Consider the following 14,090-nt stretch of genomic DNA (forward strand, 5'->3'; position numbering starts at 1 on the left):
ATGCTCAGCATCCTTATTCCCCCCGAACTTGAACTTCGCCCGAACCCCCGTAACAGCCAACACCACCCCCCGAATCCCAGGCAACAACCGCCGATCCGGCCCCTCCACCGCAGAAACCGGACACCGCGAACCCCCGGGCTCAAAATGCTCCAACTGCCGATTCAACAACTCCGCCTTCTCGGACGCAGAGTCGACAATCCGCGCCGAGCACTCCAACTGCACCGTCGCGTAATACGACGTAGGCACCCCGTGCTCCGCTGACCCGTTCCACGATGACCGCACATACGCGTAATCCCCGACAACCGTCAACAAAACCCGGGGGTTCTCCTCAAGGGCCGCCCACACCGGATTCGGCCGCGCGAGGTGCACCAGGACCTCATCCCCGTCCAGCACGAAGTGAGTCGGCACCACGACCGGGAACTCTCGCCCTTGCCCAGGCGCGATGAGCTGGCCGAAATCGTGTCCGTCGCGCACCCAGGCGCGCCAGTGGTCGTCGTCGGTGGGGGCGTCCCACGGGTGGATCAGCACGTCATCGATCCTGTGTCAGGCGACCGCGCCACCCCAGTGCCACTCACGGGGGAGAACCGAGTGCCACTCAGGGCGCGTCGGCGACCTCGGCGAGCGCGGCGTAGGTGCGGTTCGACCCGGCGGCCATGCGCTGTTCGCGGGCGGTGGCGTCGATGTAGTTCTGGCTCGCGGTGATGGAGGCGTGCCCGAGCAGCTTGGCGATCTCGATGACCGACGCGCCGTCCTCGGCGAGCCGGGTGGCGAAGGTGTGCCGGAACGCGTGCACGAGCGCGCCGCGCTGCACCCGGTCGCCGACGCCCGCCGCGCGCAGCGAGGTCCGCACGAGGTACTGGAGCCCGCCTCGGCGCAGCGCTTCGTCGCGGTGGTCGACGAACAGCGGCGCGGCACCGGGAACGCGCAGGCCGAAGCGCACGCGCCTGCTCTCCAGGTAGGCGTTGATGATCTCGTCGAGGGGGCGCTCGATGGGCACGGAGCGGCGGTTGCCGCCCTTGCCGCTGACCTGGATGCGCCGCTCTCCGGGACGGCCGACGAGCGAGGCGACGGTCAGCCCCAGCAGCTCGGCGGAGCGGACACCCGTGCACAGCAACGTCGCCAGTACGGCGAGGTCGCGCTCCGGCCAGGGGTTGCGGGCGGCGCGAGCACCCTCGGCGACGCGGCGCAGCAGCTGTTCCGGGGTGTCCTCGCCCTGCAACGGCTTGGGCGCGCGCATCGGTGTGCGGGGTTTGGGAACGACCTGCATGGGGTTGCCAACGGCGGCGCCCTCGATCACCAGGAAGCCGAAGAACCCGTTCCAGGTCGACCAGGCGCGGGTGACCGAAGCCGCCGAGCGCGGGCCGGCGAAGCGGGCGAAGGCCGAGCGCAGCGGCCCGCTGGTGATCTCCTCCACGACGATGTCCGCGGGGGAGTGGCCGAGGACCACGGCGAGGTCCTCGGCCACCGACTCCAGGTCGCGGCGGTAGGCGCGCAGCGAGTTGACGGAGAGCTTGCGCGCCTGCATGTGCTCCAGGTAGGCGCGAATCCAGTCGCACAACACAGTCACCCAGCCATCTTCCCCCACCCCACCGACAAGATCATCATCCGAGGAGGTGCACTACGACGGGAACGCCGTGGAGAGCGAGCTCGGCAGGGCCGAACGCGCGGACGGGGCGAAGACCGGCGGAGTGCTCGGCGCGCGGAACGACGGGGGAGCGTCAGCCGGGGCCGATCCCCAGGCGGACGGGCGCGCGGAGAGAGTGAAGTCCAGGCGCCCGCCGCTCAGGAACGACTCGGGCAGCCAGGTCTTGCCGGTGGCGCGCCCGTTGAGCGAAAGGCCCGCCACGTACGCCTTGTCGGCGGCGGCACCGGGCGCGTTGATGGTGATGCGCCCCAACGACCCCCGGTCGATCGTGATCTTGGGGAACAGCGGTGCGGACACCAGCAGCTCGCCGCGACCGGGGTACTGCGGGTACAGGCCCATCGCCGAGAACGCGTACCACGCCGACATCGCGCCGAGGTCGTCCTGCCCGGGGATGCCGTCAGGAGCGTTGCGCCACAACGTGTTCAGCACCTGGCGGATCGTCTCTTGGGCCTTCGCGGGCGCGCCGACGTGGTTGTAGACCCACGGCGCGCCGATCGAGGGCTCGTTGTCCATCTCCGAGTGCAGGCCGCCCGCCTTGGTCAGCGCCCACGAGCCGTCCGGCTTGCGGAAGAACTTGTCCAGCTTGGCGATCGTGGCTTCGGGGCCGCCCATCGCGGTGGCGAGTCCGCGCACGTCGAAGGGGATCATCCAGGTGTACTGGGCGCTGCTGCCCTCGGCGAAGCCCTCGTCGCCCGCCGGGTCGAACGGCGCCCGCCAGCTGCCGTCGGACATGCGGTCCTGGATGTAGCCGGTCGCGGGGTTGAACACGTTGCGCCAGTAACCCGATCGGGCCAGGTACTCGTCGTGCGATCGGGTGTCGCCGAGTCGCCGCGCGAACTGCGCGATGCCGAAGTCCGCGGCAACGTCCTCCAGCGTCTCGCCCGCGCCGCCCCACGCGTTGCCGTCCGCGGGCACGTAGTGCTGGTTGAGGTACTTGTCCAGAGAAGGCCGCTGACCGATCACCATGACGTTCCACCCGTCACGGCTGAGGTCTTCCGGCTTCACCGTGCGCGCCGACGTGGTCATGGACTTGAGCGCTCCGCGCGTGTCGAACTTGGTGCCGCCGAAGGCGTAGATGCTCGCGACGGACACCGGCCCCGGATCGCCGGTCATCACGTGCGTGCCGCCCGCGCCGTGCGTCCAGCGGTCCCAGATTCCGTTGTTCTGCTCAGCCTGGTTGTACAGCGACTGGGCGATGTCGGAGCCGACTTCGGGTTCGAGCAGCGTCAACAGCTGCAACTGTCCTCTGTAGACATCCCAGCCGGAGAAGTTGGCGTACTGAGCGCGCTGCGGCCCACCCACGCGGTGCACCTTCTGGTCCATGCCGACGTAGCTGCCGTCGACGTCATTGAACACGTTGGGGTGCAACAAGGAGTGATAGATCGAGGTGTAGAACGTGGCGAGTTGATCGCGTGTTCCACCGGAGACCTTCACCTTGGACAGCTGCCGTTTCCAGGCGTTGTAGGCGCTGGCGCGCACGCGGTCGAAGCTCGTGCCAGAGGGGTTCTCCGCGCGGAGGTTCGCCCGCGCGCCCTCGGCGCTCACGAACGAGATGCCGACGCGCGCGTTCACCGGCTGACCGCCCGTGTCGAAGGTGACGTAGCCGCCGGAACCCTTGCCCGGCACGGGCCACCCCGCGTTCGGGAACGAGCCCGTGGTCCAGCCGGTGCCGCCGCGCGAGGTCGTGGAGCCCGGCGTGATCTTGTCGTCCTGCCAGGTCCCCGTGCTGGTGAACGGCTTGTCGAACTCGGCGGTGAAGTGCAGCGTGTAGTAGCTGCGGCGGCCGACCTCGTTGATGTAGCCGCAGAAGTTGCCGCCGGTGACCGAGCCGCTGACCGTGCGCCGAGCAGGGTCGATGCGCAGGTCCGCGTCGCTGGAGCCGACCTCCGAGCTGGAGGTGCGGAACAGCATCGTCGCGGGCTTGCCCTGCGGGTAGGTGAAGCGGCCCGAGCCGGTGCGCGTGGTCGCGGTCAGCTCGGCGCGCGCTCCGGAGTCCAGGCCGACCGAGTAGTAGCCGGGTTTGGCGATCTCGTTGGCATGGCTGAAGGTGCTCGCGTAGATCGAGTCGGTCAGATCCGCGGTGGGGGAGCTGGTGACCTCGCCGGGGTGCGGGAAGAACGGGATGTCGCCGAACGCGCCCGCGCAGCCCGTTCCGCTCAGGTGGGTGAGGCTGAACCCGCGGATCTTGGTGTGGTCGTAGCCGTAGCCGCCGGGCCGAACGGTGCGGTTCTGGTTGCCGCGCGTGTTCTCCGGGCTCCACTGGAGCATGCCGAGCGGCGTGACCGCGCCGGGCCAGGTCTCCCCGCCCTTGGTGCCGATCAGCGGGTTGACGTGCTCGGCTGGATTGGCCTCCGGAGCTGGGGATGCGGCCGCGACCTGCGGTAACAGGATCGCGAGGAGCAGGGCGAGCGTCCGCCGTCCGCGCAGGGGCATGGCAGTGCCTCTCAGAGTTCGCGGCGGCGGAGGAGCCCAGTCCAGTGCCGTGCGGCCCGGCGGTCAAGATCTTGTCCGCACTCCTGTCCGATCCAGAAGAAGTCTTCCGGAAGAAATCTTCTGAATGTAGCCTGGCCCCCGTGGACGAACGCCGCAGGATCACCGACCCCGAAGTGCTGAAGGGCTTGGCGCAGCCGCTGCGCAGGAAGCTCTACCGGCTGCTGACGCAGCTCGGCCCCGCCACGGCGGGCGCGCTCGCCAAGCGCACCGAGACCGATCCGGGCCTGGTCAGCTACCACCTGAGGGAGCTGGGCAGGACCGGCTACATCGAGGAGGCGCCGGAGCTGGCGCGCGATCGGCGCGAGCGGTGGTGGCGCGCGGTCCCGGGCTCGACGAGCTGGTCGAGCTCGGACTTCGCCGATCCGGAGGGCAAGGCGATCGTCGCGACGGTGAAGGCGCAGATGGTCGCTGACCAGCTCGAACGGCTGAGCGCCTACGAGCGCGGCCGCTGGCCGGAGGAGTGGACCGACGCTGCCACCAGCACCGAGGGCGGTTTGCGGCTGACGCCCGACGAACTGCGCGCGATGAGCGAGGAGATCCAGGAGGTGCTCCTCCGCTGGTCCCAGGTGGGCCGGGGCGGCGCCGACGACGGCCGCGAGCGCGTCTTCATGTTCCTGCACATGTTCCCGGAACGCCCGTGACCACCGCGATCCCGGCCTACCGGGTCCCGCAGTACCGCCGCTACGTCGCGGGCGAGGCGATCTCCGTCCTCGGTGATCAGATCTGGTACGTCGCCCTGTCGTGGGCGGCCGTGCAGTTGGCCTCGCCCGGAGTCGCCGGTGTCGTGCTGGCCGTCTCCGCCGTGCCGAGGTTGCTTCTGATGGTGCTCGGCGGGCCGCTGGCCGACCGCTTCGACGCGCTCCGGCTGATGATCGGCAGCGACGCCCTGCGCGCGGTGATCATGCTCGCGGCGGCCGGGATCGCTCTCGCCGCAACGGAGATCTGGCTGCTCGTGGCCATCGCGTTGATCTTCGGCGCGGTGGACGCGGTGTTCATGCCCGCCGCCGGATCACTGCGCCCGCGCCTGCTGGAGATCGATCAGCTCTCCGACGGCGCCGCGCTGCGCGAACTCGGCTTGCGGGCGGCGATGATGCTGGGCGCCCCGCTCGGCGGAGCACTGGTGGCCTTCGGTGGGCTCGCGCTGGCGTGCGCGGCCAACGCGGTGACCTTCCTGGTGTCCCTGCTGGCGATCCGCAAGTTGCGCCCGCGCCCGATCGAGCTTGCCCCGGAGCGCGAGCCCTACTGGGAGTCGCTGCGCGCCGGGCTGCGATACCTGTTGTCGCACAAGCTCTTGCGGACGTTGATGGTGGTGGCGCTGCTGTTCAACATCGGTTTCGTCGGGCCGATGAACATCGGGCTCGCGTTGCTCTCGGAGGAGCGCGGGTGGGGGCCGCCCGGCATCGGTTTCCTGCTCGCCGGGTTCGGCGCGGGAGCCGCCATCGGTGCGCTCGTCATGCTCCGCGTGCGCGTGCGGCGGCACATCGGCGTCGGCATCGCGGTGTGCGCGCTGGGCGAAGCGATCGGCATCGCCGGGGCGACGCTCGCGCCGAACCTGGGCCTCGCGGTGGCGTCCACGCTGCTGATCGGCCTGCTCGGCGGGCCGTTGGGCATCCTGTGCGGGTCGTTGAGCCAGGCCAACACCGACGACGCGTTCCGCGGTCGCACCAGCAGCGTGCAGGCACTGCTCAGCCTCGGGATCACGCCGCTGGTCATGGCGGCGGTTGGCTGGCTCGCCGGAGAGTTCGGGACCACGCCGGTGATGCTGGCCAGCGCGGGCGTGGAAGCTCTGGCCGCCGTGCCCTGCCTGCTGCTTCCCTGGCTGCGCCACGCGTCTACGCCGGAAGCAACCCGAGGGTGAACGCGCGCGCCACGAGCGCTGTGCGGCTGGGAACGCCGAAGCGCTTGACCATGCGCGTCACGTGGTAGGTCACGCCCTCCACGGTCAACCCGAGCGCGCGGGCGATCACGGTCGTGCTCTCCCCGGCGGCGATGCGCGTCAGCACTTCCCGCTCCCGTTCGGACAACGCGGGCGGCTCGGGCGGAGCCTCGGGGTCGACGGCCAGCGTCGCCAGCAGCGCCAAGCCCTCGTCGTCCGGGACCGCTTGCACGGTAAGGGTTCCTGAGTACCCTTCCCAGGTCACGCGCAGTGCGCGGCGCGCCAGCCGCCCCGTGCTCAGCTCGTGCATCAGCCGCCGGTGCGTCTCGGTGTCGGCGGTGCTGAACAAGATCTCCAGGTCCGCGTCGACCAGTTCGCGCGGGCGTCGGCCCAGCGCCGCGGCCATCGCGGGGTTCGCCACGGAGATGCGGCCGTGCTTCGTCGCGACGCAGGTCGGCACGGGGGAGCGGTCCAGCAGCGCGAGGAACCGGTTGCGCCAGGTCGCCGCCGAGCGCCGCGCCCGCTCCTGCTCCGTGACGTCGAGCAAGATCGTCCCCACGTGCGTGCCGCCGTCCGGTTGCGGCAGCGGGAAGCGGTGCCCGGACCACTCCTCGGTCGCCGAACTGACCCTGACCTGGCGCGAGTTGCCCGATGCGAGCACCGCCGCGTTCTGCTCGACCACCTGCGCGGCCAGTTCCGGTGGCAGGACCTCGGCGACCAAGCGCCCCAACGCCTCCTCCGGGCCGAGCCCGCCGACCCACACGTAGCGGTGCTCCGCGTCGGTGATCGTCGAGACCGCGGGGGCGTGCGCGAGGAAGCGGCTGAGCCGGGTCTGCGCGGCGGTCAGCGCACGGCGATCGGCCAGCCACGCGCTCGTGTCCACCGCGATCATGCCCAGCAGCGGCCCGCCGACCAGGGACTTCCGCCCGGCCAGCCACACCCGCTCGCCCGAGGCCGACGTGAAGTGACCGGGGTTCTCCGGCGACCACCGCACCGCGCGCCCGCTCCACACGCGCTCGTCCTCGACGCGAACGCGCTCGGCCGTCGCCGCGTCGGCCCAGTCGGCGACCGTCGTTCCCACGACGTTCCCGCCGACCATCCGCTCGTAGGCGGGAGAGGCCCAGACGTAGCGGCCGTCGCGGTCCCGGAACGCCGCGATGACCTCGGTCGATACCAACAGCTCCATCAGGCCGTCAACACCGGATCGTTCGGAGTGCACTACAGGATTCTGTAGCACGGATGACCGATCGGGCACCCCGGCACTGGAAGCGTTGATCACATGGACACCAGCCGGCTCCCGCACCCGCCCCACCGCCTCCCGTTGCTCGGCGACCTCCTCGGCGGCGACGTGCGCCGACGCCCCGTGCAGACCGCGCTGGCCAACGCCCGGTCGCTCGGACCGGTCTTCACCCGCCGCTTCCTCGACCGCGAGGTCGTCTTCGTGTGCGGCGCCGACCTGGTCGCCGAGGTCTCCGACGAGAGCCGCTTCGCCAAGCACCTCGCGCCCGGCCTGGAGATGGTCCGCGAGATCGCCGGGGACGGCCTGTTCACCGCCTACAACCACGAGCCGAACTGGCAGAAGGCGCACGACGCGCTGCTGCCCGCCTTCGCGATGAGCTCCATGCGCACCTACCACCCGACGATGCTCAAGGTGGCCAGGACGCTGATCGAGCACTGGGACCGGCACGTCGACGGCGAGCCCGTGCAGGTCCCCGAGGACATGACGAAGCTGACCATGGACACGATCGGCCTCGCCGGGTTCGGCTACGACTTCGGCTCCTTCGACCGCGCCACCGAGCACCCGTTCGTCAGCGCGCTCGGCCGCAGCCTCGGCCGCGTGCAGGCCAAGACCCGAGAGCTGCCGTGGACAGCGCCCTTGCACCGCAAGGAAGACAGGCAGTTCGAAGCCGACGTGGCGCTGATGAACAAGATCGTGGACGACGTGATCGCCGCGCGGAAGGCCAGTGGGGAGCACGGCACCGGCGACCTCCTGGGACTGATGCTCGACGGCGGGGAGCTGGATGAGATCAACATCCGCAACCAGGTGATCACCTTCCTGATCGCCGGGCACGAGACCACCTCCGGCGCGCTTTCGTTCGCGCTGCACTACCTGGTCAAGAACCCCGTCGTGCTGGCCCGCGCCCAGGCGGAGGTCGACGCGATGTGGGGCGAGGCCGAGCGCCCGGACCCGGACTTCGCCGACGTCGGCAAGCTCCGCTACGTCCGGCAGATCCTCAACGAGGCGCTGCGCCTGTGGCCCACGGCGGCGGCCTTTGCGCGCGAGGCCACTGTGGACACCACGCTCGGCGGCCAGGAGATCCACCAAGGACAGTGGGTCATCGTGCTCACGCCCGCGCTCCACCGCGACCCGGTGTGGGGCGACAACGTCGAGGCGTTCGACCCCGACCGCTTCACACCCGAGCGCGAGAAGGCCCGGCCCGTGCACGCCTTCAAGCCGTTCGGCACCGGCGAGCGCGCGTGCATCGGCCGCCAGTTCGCCCTGCACGAAGCCACGTTGCTGCTCGGTCTGCTGATCCACCGCTACCGGCTCATCGACCACGCCGACTACCAGCTGGACATCAAGGAGACGCTGACCCTCAAGCCCAGTGGCTTCACGATGAAGCTCGCGCGCAGGACATCCCGAGTAATCGCTGTCGAGGCGGCCCAGGGCGTGCAGCGCGCGGTCGCCGGGCAGGCCAAGGCGGGGACGGCGCTGCGCGTGCTGCACGGCTCGAACCTCGGCACCTGCCGGGAGTTCGCGCGGCGCATCGCCGACGACGGCAAGGAGTTCGGCTTCGACACCGCCGTCGCGCCGCTCGACGACTACGCGAGCGGCCTGCCCACGGACGGGCCCGTGGTGATCGTCGCGGCCTCCTACAACGGCCGTCCCACCGACGACGCCGTCGCGTTCGACGCCGCACTGTCCGAAATGGACGGTTCTGGGGTGAACTACGCGGTGCTCGGCGTCGGCGATCGCAACTGGGCCGCGACCTACCAGCGGATGCCCACGCTGATCGATGCCGGTCTCGCGTCCTCCGGTGCGAATCGCCTTGTGGAGCGCGGAGAAGCCGATGCCTCCGGCGACCTGGACGGCGACGTGGCGGCGTGGAGCGCGCGGATGTGGGCGGCGCTGCTGGAGGCTTATGGCGATCCTTCCGCGAAGCCACAGGAAGGTCCTCAGTGGACGGTCGCGCCGCTGATCGGGGACACCACCTCCGCGCTCGACGCTCGGCACGGGCTCCAGCGGATGACCGTGCTGTCCAACGACGAGCTGGTCGACGTCGATCACCCGCTCGGCCGGTCGAAGCGGCACCTTCGGGTAGCCCTGCCAGCGGGTGCCACCTACCGGACGGCTGATCACCTGACCGTGCTCCCGGACAACCGCCCGGAGCAGGTGGAGCGCGCGGCTCGTCTGCTGCGCTTGGACCTGGACGAGTTGATCGCGTTCTCCGGGCGGTCCCCGCTGCCGGTCGACCGGCCGGTGACCGTGCGCCAGCTGCTCACGCACTTCGTCGAGCTCCAAGACCCCGCGACCGAGGAGCACGTGCGCCTGTTGGCTGAGCACAACCCCTGCCCGCCGGAGCGCGCGGCCTTGCGCGCCAACGGGGAGAGCCTGCTCGACATCATGGAAGCGCACCCGGCGGGCACGTTGCCGCTCGACGTGTTCCTCCGCTGCGTCGCGCCGATGCGGCCCCGCCACTACTCGATCTCGTCGTCTCCGCAGAACTCCGCTGACGTCGTCGATCTGATGGTTTCCCCGCTGCGCAACGGTTCCTTCGTCGGAGTCGGCTCGCACCACGTGACGCGGCTGCGTCCTGGTGACACCGTTCGCGCACGAGTGTCGCCGTGCCGCGAGGTGTTCCGCCTGGCCTCGGACGAACCCGTGATCATGATCAGCGCGGGCACCGGGCTCGCGCCGTTCCGCGGTGGCATCGCCGATCGCGTCGCGCGCGGGGTCACCAGCCCGGCGCTGTGCTACTTCGGCTGCGACCACCCCGACGTGGACTACCTGCACCGAGCGGAGTTCGAGGCGGCTGAGGTGGCGGGCGCGGTGAAGATGCGGCCGACCTTCTGGAAGGCGCCGGAGCACGGCTGGGAGTTCGTCCAGCACCGCATCGCCGCCGACGCCGACGAGGTGTGGGAGCTGCTGGAGGCGGGCGCGCGCGTGCTCGTCTGCGGCGACGGCCGCCGGATGAGCCCGGCCGTGCGGCAGAGCTTCCTCGCGGTCCACGCCGCCCGCACCGGTGCCGACGAGGCCGCCTCGCAGCGCTGGCTGGACGAGCTGATCGCTACGGACCGTTACGTCGAGGACGTGTACGCGGGCTGACAACCGCCGTTAGCACGATTCGAAATCGCGAAAACGCACCGTCCGTTTGGGGGTAGTGACACGAACGAGTGATCGAGAGCATGGCGGTTCCCTGTACTCCGGACGGCGGAAAGGCATCGCTGATGACCGCACGATCCCGCTCGGCCGCGCTCGTTCTGGGCGCGGTGCTCGCCACCACCCTCGCTCCCGGCCTCGCGCACGCCGACATCGACTCGGCCGCCCTGCTCGACCCGGTGGCCGAGGCGCAGCTCGTGCTCGACCTGACCAACGGCCACCGCGCGGAGGCGGGCTGCCCGGCGCTCACGCCGAACCCGCAGCTCGCCGCCTCCGCGCAGGCCCACAGCGAGGACATGGCCGCGCAGAACTACTTCAGCCACACCGGCAAGGACGGCAGCGACCCCGGCCAGCGCATGGCGCGCGCCGGGTACGTCGGCCGCTCGTGGGCGGAGAACATCGCCGCCGGCTACCGCGACGCCGAGAAGACCGTGCGGCAGTGGATGAACAGCGAAGGCCACCGCAAGAACATCCTCAACTGCGATCTGCGTGAGCTGGGCGTCGGTTTCGTGTCGAAGCCGGGCACCCGCTACACCACGTACTGGACGCAGAACTTCGGCACTCGCTGAGTCACTCGCTGGGCCGTTCGCCGCGCCGGAGTGCTCCGAACGGGCGCGCTCCGGCGCGGCGATGTGGGTGTCAGCGGGTCGTGCGAAGCTAGCCGCATGAGCTTCGACCTGAACCGTCGGGACCTGTTGCGCAGCAGTGGAGTCGTCGCCGCGGCGGCAGCTCTGGGGAGCGTTCCGGCCACCGCGGCCGCCGCTCCGGCCGATGCGGAGCAGGGCGGCAAACCCCGGGTCGAGCTCACCGAGGGCACCAACATCAGTGCCTCGGCCTCCGCCGACGGCAAGGTCATCGCGTTCGACCTGGTCACGGCGATCTGGGTGGTGGGGGAGCGCGGGGGAACCGCGCGGCGGCTGACCGACGACCTCGCCGACGCCACGCTGCCGCACGTCGCGGCGGACGGCTCGCGGATCGTCTTCCAGTCCTATCGGGACGGCAACTACCACCTGTGGACCGTGCGGCCGGACGGCTCCGGGCTCGCACAGCTGACCAAGGGCGCCTACGACCACCGCGAGCCCCGGTTCTCGCCGGACGGCAAGTCCGTCGTGTTCACCTCCGATCGCGGAAACACCGGCAGCTACGGCGTTTTCCGGCTCGACCTGGCCTCGAAGCAGATCACCACGCTGAGTGATACGGCCGCCGAGCAGGCCGCGCCCGTGTGGTCGCCGGACGGCACTCGCGTCGCGTACACAGTGGACGAAACGGCCATCGATGTCCTCGACATCGCTTCAGGCGCCGTGACCAGGGCCGTCACCGCCACCGGCGGCGCGAAGGTCTATGGCCCCGCCTTCGCCCCGAACGGGCTCTCCTACATGCGGCTCACCGGCGCTGTCGCCGAGCTCGTGTTGGGGGACAAGGTGATCAGCTCGGACGAGGACGTGTTCGGCTTCGCCGCCACGTGGCTGTCCGCCGATGAGGCGATCTACACGTCCAACGGCCACCTGCGCCGCCGCAAGCTCAGCGCGGGAACCGTTGCCGACATCGCTTTCGCTGCTTCGGTTCCGGTCACCACGCGTCGCGTCTACCGGCAGTTCGTCCGCGACATCACCGACCGTCGCGCCCAGGCGGCTCGCGGCATCGCCTCGCCCGTGGTGTCCGCTGACGGCAAGCAGATCGCGTTCCGCGCGCTGAACGCCTTGTGGCTGCTGAAGATCGGGGACGCGCGGCCGAAGCGCATCGTCTCCGACGGCTACTTCAACTCCGACCCCGACTTCGCGCCCGACGGCAAGTCCCTGGTGTATGTGTCCGACCGCGCGGGCGATGCCGACCTGTGGGTGCGCGATCTCGCCTCGGGCGCTGAGCGCAGGTTGACCGGGCTCTCCGGTGCGCAGCTGACGCCTCGGTTCTCGCCCGATGGCAAGCGGATCGCGTATCAAGACCATGATGGTGCGGCGTGGATCGTTGACCTCCCCCAGAGGGAAGACACTGGAGGAACTCCGAAGCAGGTCACGCCGACGCTGTTCATGCCGGGCCGCATCACGTGGTCCCCGGACGGTGGCACGATCGCTTTGGCTGCGGTGAAGCCGTTCTCCAAGCGCTTCCGCGAGGGCACGAGCCAGATCCTCACCGTCGACCTCGCCAGCGGCGCGCTCACCTACACCGAGCCGATGCCCTTCGCCTCGATCGCCGCGCGCGGTGACGATGGCCCGGTGTGGTCGCCCGACGGCAAGCACCTCGCTTTCGTCGTGGAGTCCACCGCGTGGATCGTCCCGGTCGACGCGCGCGGCAAGTTCACCGGCGCGGCCCGCCAGGTCACCCGCGAGGTCACCGACTCGCTCGCGTGGATCGGCTCGGACACCTTGCTGTACCTCAACAACGGGCGCCTGCGGACTCAGTCGATCAAGGGCGGCCGGGCCGCGACCATCCCGCTCGACCTCACGTGGAAGCGCCCCGAGGTCAAGGAGAAGGCCGTCATCCGCGCGGGCGCGCTGTGGGACGGCCAGGCGCGCGAGCTTCGCCGCAACGTCGACATCATCGTGGACGGCGACCGCATCGAGGGCGTCGTGCCCACGCGGCCCGGGCGCGCCACCGTCGACGCGTCGAAGCTGACCGTGATGCCCGGCCTCATCGATTCGCACAACCACTGGCACCTGCGCGGGCGGCAGTGGGGTGATCGGCAGGGGCGGGCGTGGCTGGCCTACGGCATCACCACCACGCGCTCGCCCGGCGACCCCGTCTACCAGATGCTCGAAACCCGCGAGGCGCTCGACGCGGGCGCCCAGGTCGGGCCGCGGTTCTTCGCCACCGGCGAGGCCATCGACGGCTCGCGCGTGTACTACAACTTCATGCGCCCCACGCGGTCCCTCGCGCAGCTCGACCTCGAACTGGAGCGCGCGCGGGAGCTCCAGTACGACATGATCAAGACCTACGTGCGGCTGCCCGTGGAGTACCAGAAGCGCGTGATCGACGCCGCCCACCGCGCCGGGATGCCGCTGTCCTCGCACTACCTCTACCCGGCCGAGCACATCGGTATGGACGGCATGGAGCACACCGGCGCCACCAACCGGCTCGGCTACTCGCACACCGTGTCCCGGCTCGGGCGGGCCTACGCCGACGCCATCACGCTCTTCGTGCGCTCCGGGATGTCGATCACCCCGACGCTGTTCAACTCCTCGGTCCTCTACGCTGACGACCGCTCACTCGTGGAGGACCGGCGCACGCGCACGCTCTACCCGTCGTGGGAGTACGAGCGCCTGGTGAAGAAGGCCGACGACGCCAAGCTCCCCGCCGGCGAGGCCGTGCGCGCGATGCTCAAGTCCAATGTGGACATGGTGCTGCGCGTGCACCGCGGCGGCGGCCTGGTGATCGCCGGGACCGACGCCCCGCTGGACAACCCCGCGATCTCGCTGCACACCAACCTGCGCGCCATGGTCCGCTACGGCTTCACCCCGCACGAGGCGCTCACCACTGCCACCGGCAACACCGCGCGCTGGCTCGGCCACCACGGCCGCCTCGGCGTGGTCGCGCGCGGCGCCATGGCCGATCTGTCCTTTGTGGACGGCAACCCGCTCGCCGACATCAACGCCGCGGCCGCCGTTCGCCAGGTCATGGTCGGCGGAGTGCTGCACACCGTCGACGACCTCCTGAAGCCCTTCGCCACCCCCGCCGCCCGCATGGCCCCTGCCAAAGTC

The 14,090-nt window shown here is 70.5% G+C and carries 9 protein-coding genes; 5 read left to right on the forward strand and 4 right to left on the reverse strand.

The window, feature by feature from the left end; genetic code table 11:
• The 3 genes from CCN37_RS31500 to CCN37_RS31510 form a co-directional block, all read right to left on the reverse strand.
• Positions 1-528: FMN-binding negative transcriptional regulator (locus tag CCN37_RS31500; protein ID WP_143261895.1), on the reverse strand; the 528-nt coding region annotated here is incomplete at its 3' end.
• A 67-nt stretch (positions 529-595) separates the two neighbouring features.
• Complete coding sequence (locus tag CCN37_RS31505; protein ID WP_256388091.1) at positions 596-1,567, reverse strand: tyrosine-type recombinase/integrase; 972 nt, start codon at positions 1,565-1,567, stop codon at positions 596-598.
• Positions 1,568-1,618: 51 nt separating this feature from the next.
• Positions 1,619-4,078: a GH92 family glycosyl hydrolase gene (locus CCN37_RS31510; RefSeq protein WP_086827889.1), complete on the reverse strand. Its 2,460-nt coding sequence runs from the start codon at positions 4,076-4,078 to the stop codon at positions 1,619-1,621.
• A 140-nt stretch (positions 4,079-4,218) separates the two neighbouring features.
• Between CCN37_RS31510 and CCN37_RS31515 the strand changes: the two genes are divergently transcribed.
• On the forward strand, positions 4,219-4,779 hold the full coding sequence (locus CCN37_RS31515) for a helix-turn-helix domain-containing protein (RefSeq protein WP_168200948.1): 561 nt from the start codon (positions 4,219-4,221) through the stop codon (positions 4,777-4,779).
• Positions 4,776-5,996, forward strand: coding sequence for an MFS transporter (locus CCN37_RS31520; RefSeq protein WP_168200949.1), 1,221 nt, complete (start codon positions 4,776-4,778; stop codon positions 5,994-5,996). Before CCN37_RS31515 ends, CCN37_RS31520 begins: the two co-directional genes overlap by 4 nt.
• Here CCN37_RS31520 and CCN37_RS31525 read toward each other — a convergent pair.
• Complete coding sequence (locus tag CCN37_RS31525) at positions 5,971-7,233, reverse strand: PAS domain-containing protein (RefSeq protein ID WP_143261896.1); 1,263 nt, start codon at positions 7,231-7,233, stop codon at positions 5,971-5,973. The genes CCN37_RS31520 and CCN37_RS31525 overlap by 26 nt on opposite strands.
• Before the next feature lie 60 nt (positions 7,234-7,293).
• On the opposite strand from CCN37_RS31525, the gene CCN37_RS31530 reads away from it, so the two are divergent.
• The 3 genes from CCN37_RS31530 to CCN37_RS31540 all read left to right on the forward strand — a co-directional run.
• The gene (locus tag CCN37_RS31530) at positions 7,294-10,341 is read left to right on the forward strand and encodes a bifunctional cytochrome P450/NADPH--P450 reductase (protein ID WP_086827895.1); all 3,048 of its coding nucleotides are present in this window, start codon (positions 7,294-7,296) and stop codon (positions 10,339-10,341) included.
• A 122-nt stretch (positions 10,342-10,463) separates the two neighbouring features.
• Complete coding sequence (locus CCN37_RS31535; RefSeq protein WP_210408295.1) at positions 10,464-10,964, forward strand: CAP domain-containing protein; 501 nt, start codon at positions 10,464-10,466, stop codon at positions 10,962-10,964.
• A gap of 96 nt (positions 10,965-11,060) precedes the next feature.
• Positions 11,061-14,090 (forward strand): amidohydrolase family protein (locus tag CCN37_RS31540; protein WP_086827897.1); only part of this gene is annotated, 3,030 nt, incomplete at its 3' end.

This window comes from Allokutzneria sp. NRRL B-24872 (assembly GCF_002155965.1).
GTDB lineage: Bacteria > Actinomycetota > Actinomycetes > Mycobacteriales > Pseudonocardiaceae > Allokutzneria.